Annotated in this window: 4 protein-coding genes; all 4 read right to left on the bottom strand. The window is 42.0% G+C overall.

The features are described 5' to 3' along the window. Positions 1-5,492 (bottom strand): YSIRK-type signal peptide-containing protein (locus Q4443_RS10300; protein ID WP_303408372.1); only part of this gene is annotated, 5,492 nt, incomplete at its 3' end. A 176-nt stretch (positions 5,493-5,668) separates the two neighbouring features. Then, on the bottom strand, positions 5,669-7,336 hold the full coding sequence (locus Q4443_RS10295) for a DAK2 domain-containing protein (protein WP_125457852.1): 1,668 nt from the start codon (positions 7,334-7,336) through the stop codon (positions 5,669-5,671). 2 nt (positions 7,337-7,338) lie between these two features. Next, positions 7,339-7,704 (bottom strand): Asp23/Gls24 family envelope stress response protein, encoded by a 366-nt coding sequence (locus Q4443_RS10290; protein WP_000216434.1) that lies wholly within the window; start codon positions 7,702-7,704, stop codon positions 7,339-7,341. 152 nt (positions 7,705-7,856) lie between these two features. Beyond that, positions 7,857-8,045, bottom strand: a complete 189-nt coding sequence (gene rpmB / locus Q4443_RS10285; protein ID WP_001140948.1) for a 50S ribosomal protein L28 — start codon at positions 8,043-8,045, stop codon at positions 7,857-7,859. Between the last annotated feature and the right edge of the window lie 178 nt (positions 8,046-8,223).

The raw sequence follows: 8,223 nt of genomic DNA, 5'->3' as shown, positions 1-8,223 counted from the left end.
TCCACACGCTTCACTGTAACTGGATCTGGACTACCTACAAACTGCTTGTCTGGAGTGAAGGTTACAGTTCCATCTGGTGCAATCGTGTAAGTTCCTTGACCTGGAATAGATTTCTCTTTGCTGCCATCTGCGAAGGTTGGTTCAACTGTTTCATCAATTGGAACCAGTGGGTCACCACCTTGGAAAGTTGGGGTACCGGTTTGTGGAACACCCTGAGGACCTGTGCTGGTTGCGCCAGTTCCTGTAGGAGTGACCTTAGTCACTGTTGGTGTATAAGTCGCAGTAACCTCTGTACCGTTCTTATCTACACGTTTCACTGTGACTGGAGTTGGGTTTCCAACAAACTGTTTATCTGGAGTGAAAGTTACAGTTCCGTCTGGTGCAATCGTGTAAGTTCCTTGACCTGGAATAGATTTCTCTTTGCTGCCATCTGCGAAGGTTGGCTCTACTGTTTCATCAATTGGAACAAGTGGGTCACCACCTTGGAAGCTTGGAGTGCCCGTTTGTGGAACACCCTGAGGACCTGTGCTAGTTGCGTTAGTGCTGGTTGGCGTTACCTTAGTCACTGTTGGGGTATAAGTCGCAGTAACTGGGGTACCGTTCTTATCCACACGTTTGACTGTGACTGGAGCTGGAGTACCAACATATTGTTTTTCTGGCGTAAAGGTAATAGAGCCATCTGGATTGATGCTGTATTCACCTACACCTGAAACGGTTTTCGTTGACTGTCCATCTTCGAAAGTCATTGGTTTCGTATCATCAATTGGAACCAATGGATTACCTTCTGTGAAGGTTGGGCTACCTGTTTGCGGTTGACCTTGGATACCATTTGAAGTGGCGTCCGTTGAAGTTGGGGTCACCTTAGTAAACTCTGGACTGTAAGTCGCAGTAACTGGGGTGCCATTCTTATCTACGCGTTTGACTGTGACTGGAGCTGGTTTACCAACGAACTTCTTATCTGGAGTGAAGGTTACAGTTCCATCAGGCGCAATTGTGTAAGTTCCTTGACCTGGAATAGTCTTCTCTTTGCTTCCATCTGCGAAGGTTGGTTCAACTGTTTCATCGATTGGAACCAATGGGTCACCACCTTGGAAAGTTGGGGCGCCTGTTTGTGGAACACCCTGAGAACCTGTGCTGGTTGCGTTAGTGCTGGTTGGAACTACTTCTTTCACTACTGCTTGGTACTTAACGGTAACTGGAGTTCCGTTGGCATCCACACGAGTCAATTCAAGCCCTGGTGTTTCACCCTTGAACTGCTTATCTGGCGTGAAGGTTACCTTGCCGTCTGTGTCCACTTCGAACTGACCAACATTTGGCACTTCTTTCACAGCTGTACCATTGTCAAATAGTGGAGTCGAATCTGCTGGGAATGGAACTGAGTCATGGCCTGGAGTGAAGGTCACTTTACCTTCTTGAACCTGACCTTGAAGGCCTTCTGTCTTATCACCTGAACCAGTTGGTGTTACTTTCTCAACAACTGGGGTATAGGTCGTTACAACCGACTCTCCATTTTTATCCACCACTCCAACTCGAACTGGAGTTGCCGGACCATAGAAGGTTTTCAGTGGAGTAAAGACAATTGTTTTATTTACAAGATCTAAATCGTACGTACCTTGGTCGGCAATGGTTAGTGAAGTTACCTTTTGCCCATTCTCATCATAAAGAAAGACACTACTTTGAACTAGTTCAACGGATTTCTTTGCTCCATTAATGGTTGTTGTCCCTTTTGTAAAGTGAACCTCGCTCTCGCTTGCTCTATCCTCATCAAATCGAATCGTTGCTAGCTGCTTCTGCCCTTGAAGGCCTTTAGATCTCGCTTCGCTTGCTGAAGGGACAACTGGAAGTGGAACATAATACACCAACCTATCCCAAGAGAATTCTTTTTCCAAATCTTCATCGCTCGGATTTATCGCACTAATCCAATATTGATCAAGAGCCTCATCTCCCGACATTGTATTTGCGTCAATATCTTCACCTGGATAATAGCCAGGAATTTCAGGCGAAATCACCTGAGACCAAGTTTGGTCTGCAGACCAGGCTGAGTAAGTCACACCTGCTGTCGCATCATTTGGGTGCATTTTTGCCAAAACCTGATCGATTCTCTTCGTTCGAGTAAACGAATGGGATTCTACATGTCTGGGAGGAAGAAGCGATAAATCAGGATTTTTTGCTTTTCTGTAATACTCATAATTAATTTCACGAGTTCCACGAACAGTTTCGGTTAGTTCTGTAATCTTATGTCTAAACTGAAACTTGAATTGTTTTGGACTAGTCGAGTCACCAAATGTATGATCTGTAAAATCGTTACTGATCAGTTCATATCCTGCATCTTCCAATTCCTTAATTCGACGATCAGGATCATAAGAAATTGGTCCGTTGGTTTTGCCTACAACTGTGTCTACCTGTCCTAGCTGCACTTCCTTAGACGGATCGTTTACATCCACAAAGGTAAAACTTGCAGATGACAGTTTGGTGGACATTTGGATAGAAACATTATTAGACTCTGTATACTTAGAATTGCCATTTGCCATGGCCGAAGAAAGATAAGCTCTCGCACCTGAGGTTGTATTTTGCTCGATAACTGCTCCATCAATATTAAACTGAACCGTACTTCCAGCAGCAACTGGAGCAGTCGAATGCCAACGAACTGCACGAATCTCCGACCGATCCGATACCTGTTCTGCTGTGAGCCATTGTGAAGCATTAATTTCTGCAGCAGTACCCGCAGTGCGGCTATACTGAACTTCCCAGCCTGAAGGTGGAGTTAGAGCTTTTGTCAAACTCACTGTAAATTCAGAACCACGATTTCTGGATTCTAGCTGTTTATCACCTTTCATCGGCAAGGATGATAAAACATAGACATCTGAAACAAGCTGTTTCGCTGCGTTTTTATAGGTCACTCTGAAATCAATCTCATCACCAGGATAATGTTCTTGAGTATTATAGGCAAAGTGTTGATCTGTGGCCCTTTTCACTTCAGAGTAGACACCGCTCGCTTCTGAAGCCTGTACGATCACATTGAAGTCATGAGAGGTCGAATTTTTCGAAGTAACAGTAATGCCATCTAGTTCTCCTAAGTCAAAACCATTCTGAGCTTGAACATCTGGAAGTTCCTCGTCCCAAAAAGCAATCGCTTTATAGGTATAGGTCCCATTTGGAATCGTCTTGTTTTCCAATTTCAAAAGCGATGGAGGCATAGGGGAGTCTGGAGTTCCCTTTACTTGAGCATAGTAGAGAGTTTTTCCAGTATCTTTGTAATTATAATAGACCTTAAAATTAGGATTCCCACTAAAGTTTAATTGAGGGTCAGCCAAATAGGCTAAATGGTAAACTCCCGTCAAGTTTGCGATGTTCTGGGTAGGCGTATTTCTACCTGCAGTCGTTGTGATAAAATCTTCCTTAAAACCAGAAGCATCTGTATGTCGATTGAAGACATCTGTTCTAGCTCGCCCAATCATTGAAATTTGCTGGATAACACGCGTCAATTCGGCTGAAGCCGTTTGAGAGAAGGAAACAGTGTTTCCAGTATTGTTAAAAGTGGAATCCGTTCTAGAATCCAACTTACTAATCGTCGAATCTTTATAGAGACTTTCCCAATTATTAAAACGTGTTTTTGTCTGGAAAAAAAATGCCGAAGTATCATTTGTTGAAGACTTCCTCATCTTGATGTTTTTAAACTTGTACTCCAACTCCTTCACATCTTGCTCTTCCGTCAATCGTAGACTACGAGTGCTACTGTTAAAAGTCCCTAACAACTCACCTGTAGCTTTATTGTATACTTCTACAGATGCACCCGGTGAAGAGAAAAATTCGTTCCAATAACGCTCCTCAATCGCATTGACTTCTCGATAAGACTCTCGTGAATCCTGTATTTTATGAGTGACAGTGTAGTCATTGATAGGATAATCTTTTTCAACCTCAGCTACCGATGAAAGTCGAACATAAGAACGGTATTCTGTTTCACCATAAGAACGAATCATCTCCGAATCAGACTGATTATAGTGTCTAAATTCAAAAAGAGAAGACTCTGGCTGGTCTGTTTTTTGAACAAAGAGAGTATAGGGAAGAACGGCCGTATTTTGATAGCTAGTCCCATCTGCTTTTGTATAGATACCCGTTACAGTTAGGTTTTGCGCTTTTCTATTGATATCTGCTACTTTGGCATTCTTTAACTTGAAAGAAATTGGAATGAGCTTATTTTTATTGTTATTAATATCTTGAAGTGGATTGTTAGCTCTGTTAATCGTCAGATGGTAACCCGTCGCATCAGCAGTCCAACCCAGAGCTTTGGCTTCATCTGTCAATTCATAACCTTCTTTTAACTCTATATTATAGGTATAAGAAGTGACAGGATCAATGATATGCCCTCCGACATCACTAATCCCCATACCATTGATCATACGACCATCAAAGACACCATTTCCATAGTTGAAATAATCATTTCTTGCCGTATTATTCTTAGGATCTTTCGCACCGTTAAATAGATAGTAGGATACAACCGACGAATCATCGTCAACGATACCATCATTATTTCGATCGTAGCCAATGACCTGATGGTTAGACATTGGTGTCAGACCACCTACCCCGTTTTCTAAGACTTTCCATGTGTGTTCAATACTTCCAAGTTCTTTGAGGACATTGTCATTTTTGTCATAGAGCTTAGCAGTTGCGGTCACCTTGTGGTCTGGCCCAATGGCTTGGACAGCGCCTCCCCAGTTCTGAGTCAAAGGATCTATCTGAAAAGTATAGACGAAGTTATAGTTTGCCCCACCTCTCAGATTCGCAGGTTCTATCTTTAAATCAAGATCCCCATTCGTTTTTTCTTGGCTAAACTTTACACCACCGACTGGAGAAGGGGTCAATTTAATAGCCTTCCCATTTTGGAAATGAATTTTGATATACCCACCAGAATAGTCTGCTTCGTGTCCAGTAATACTAAAAGTCAAGGACTCACGAACACTATCTACCGCATGGATATCCTTGATTGGCGAATGAGTTTTAAATTCTGCATTGACTTCATCTAGCGATCTCTTGCGCCTAGAAGAAGTTTTCCCGCTAGAGCCACTTTCTTCCTTGCTTTTCTGCTCAGTTTGAGTTGATTCTAGAGATTGCTTTTTCTCCTCATCTAAAGAAGGCTGACTCGCTTCCTTCGTATTGTCAACTTGAGAAACTGGTTGGCTCTGAGAGACTGGTGCAGATACTTCTGTTTTGGACGGTTCAGCTTTATCCTCCAGCTCCTTAACCGCTTCGTTCTGTGTTACCACTTTTTGAGGCTCAGAAATGACTTCCTGTCCATTCTCAGCACTTTTTTCCTTCTGTTGAATTTCCGCCTGCGTTTGTTGTTCCTTATTGTTGACTTGAGCTTCATCCGCTTGCACTGGAGAAGTAGCCATCACCATAAAGGTTCCTAGCAATACCGAACAGGTCCCAACACTTAACTTTCTAATTGAAAAGCGGGAAAAAGATTGATTAAAAATTTTTTTCTTCATCATTTCTCCTTTATATTCATATTTAATCTAACATAACAGCTTTATCATTATAACTTATAGTAAATAGAATTTCCAATAGAATGTTCATTTCTACATAAATTTCTTTATAACTCCTTTTACATAGAAAAAGGAAGCTGTAAAACCAGCTTCCTTCTGTTGTTTTTACTCAATTTTCACGATTATTCCACACTGAAAAGATATGGATATACGGGTTGTTGACCTTGGTGAATCTCTACTTCAACATCTTCAAATTCTTCTGCGATTTCTTGGGCAATTTCATTGGCAAGTTCTTCGCTTCCGTCTTCACCGACATAGAAAGTCACGATTTCACTATCTTCGTCCAACATATGCTTCAAAGTTTCTGTCAAGGTTTGGTGCATGTCAGGGTTTGACACGAGGATTTTCCCATCAACCATACCAAGATTGTCATTTTCATGAATTGCTAATCCATCGATAGTTGTATCACGAACGGCTGTTGTTACACTACCGCTGATGACATCACCAAGGGCTGCAGTCATACGTTCTTTGTTTTCTTCGATTGATTTGCTTGGATCAAAGGCAAGAAGACTGGTCAACCCTTGAGGAATTGTACGTGCTTCTACAACAACAGCAGGTTGTTCAAGCACTTCAGCCGCAGACTGAGCTGCCATAAAGATATTTTTGTTGTTTGGCAAGAAGATGATGTTGCGAGCATTGACCTGTTCAACAGCCTTGATAAAGTCTTCTGTTGAAGGGTTCATCGTCTGACCACCTTCGATGACATAATCCACACCTTGAGCACGGAAGATATCTGCTAAACCTTGACCAGCTACTACTGCGATAAGGGCATACTCTTTTGTTTCAGCAGGCTTGTTGCCTTGGGTCGCTTCTTTTTCAACTTGCGCCTCGTGTTGGTTACGCATGTTGTCCACTTTTACCTTAATCAAGCTACCATATTTGAGACCTTCTTGCATGACAAGACCTGGATCTTCTGTATGGACGTGAACTTTGACGATCTCATCATCGTTGACAACAAGGAGCGAGTCCCCGAGTTCATTCAAGTAGTTGCGGAATTCATCGTAGTCAAAGTCCTTAGAATAAGTTGGACCTTGTTTGAGGGCTACCATGATCTCTGTACAGTAACCGAAGGTAATATCCTCAGTTGCCACATGCCCTGCTACAGACTTGTGGTGCTCCGCATTGATCATTTCACTCATGTTGGCAGGAGTCGCTACAAAGTCTTCAGAAGCACTGTATTCACCAGTAAGAGCTGAAAGGAATCCTTCGTAGATGAAGACCAAACCTTGACCACCTGAGTCTACCACACCAACTTCCTTAAGGACTGGAAGCATTTCTGGTGTCTTAGCAAGGGCTGCTTTAGCTCCTTCCAAGGCTGCACGCATGACCTCAACAGCATCATCTGTCTGCTCTGCTTTTTTCTTAGCACCGATGGCAGCACCACGTGATACAGTCAAAATGGTTCCTTCAACTGGTTTCATAACCGCTTTATAAGCTACTTCGACACCGGATTGGAAGGCAAGAGCCAAGTCTTGACCTGTTAATTCATCTTTTTCCTTGATAGCCTGAGAGAAGCCACGGAAAAGTTGAGACGTGATAACTCCTGAGTTTCCACGCGCACCCATCAAGAGCCCCTTAGCAAGAATGCTCGCCACTTCTCCAACTGTAGAAGCCGGCTTGTCTGCTACTTCTTTGGCACCATTTTCGATGGTCATTCCCATGTTTGTCCCAGTATCTCCATCTGGAACTGGAAAGACGTTTAATGAATTGACATATTCTGCTTGCTTATTCAAACGAGTTGATGCAGCCTGCACCATCTCTTGAAATAAGCTGGTAGTAATTTTTGACACGATTATTCTCCTACAACTTTGATATTTTGAATGTAGACATTCACAGTCTGAGCAGTAATTCCTAGTTGATTTTCTAAACTAAAACGAACACGCTCTTGAATGTTTTTTGACACTTCGCTTATCTTTACTCCGTAGCTCAATACGGTATAAACATCAACTGCAATGCTACCATCTTCGGCTGCTTTTATAACAACACCCTTAGAATAATTTTCCTTACCAAGAAGGGCTTGGAAATTGTCTTTGAGGGCATTTTTACTAGCCATACCGACCACACCAAAAATCTCAGTTGCGGCACCACCTACTACGGTTGCAATCACTTCATCTGTCAGTTCGATTTGACCATCTTTTGTATTAATTTTTACAGTCATTTTTTTTACCTCAACTAGTTGATACTCTATTTTATCATATTTCAGCCCAAGTGTAAAAGCAGAATGCTGTATCGGCGGATATTTACTCTATTTTTCAAATGATTTTATCCTTAGAGCAAAAGAAAAAGACCTAAGCGGTCTTTTCATTTTTATTAAACGCGTTCAACTTTACCTGATTTCAAAGCACGAGCTGAAGCCCAAACTTTTTTAGGTTTACCATCGATAAGAACAGTAACTTTTTGAAGGTTTGGTTTTACGGCACGTTTTGTTTGGTTCATCGCGTGTGAACGGTTGTTTCCTGATACAGTCTTACGACCTGTAAAGTAACATACTTTAGCCATTGTGTTTTCCTCCTATTAGATCTAATATAGCGGATGTGCTAGCACCACATACCGTACTATGTTATCACACTTTCTCTATTTTGGCAAGGAAATTCGGAGACTTGTTTGTGTCTAAATTTTTGGGAATAATCAAATATCCTTATAACTCAATAAGAAAGCGAGATTTTTCAGACAAAAA

This window comes from Streptococcus sp. GP0011 (assembly GCF_030546305.1).
Lineage (GTDB): Bacteria > Bacillota > Bacilli > Lactobacillales > Streptococcaceae > Streptococcus.
The sequence above is the reverse complement of the archived record's forward strand: the minus strand, read 5'-3'. Positions and strand labels throughout refer to the sequence as shown.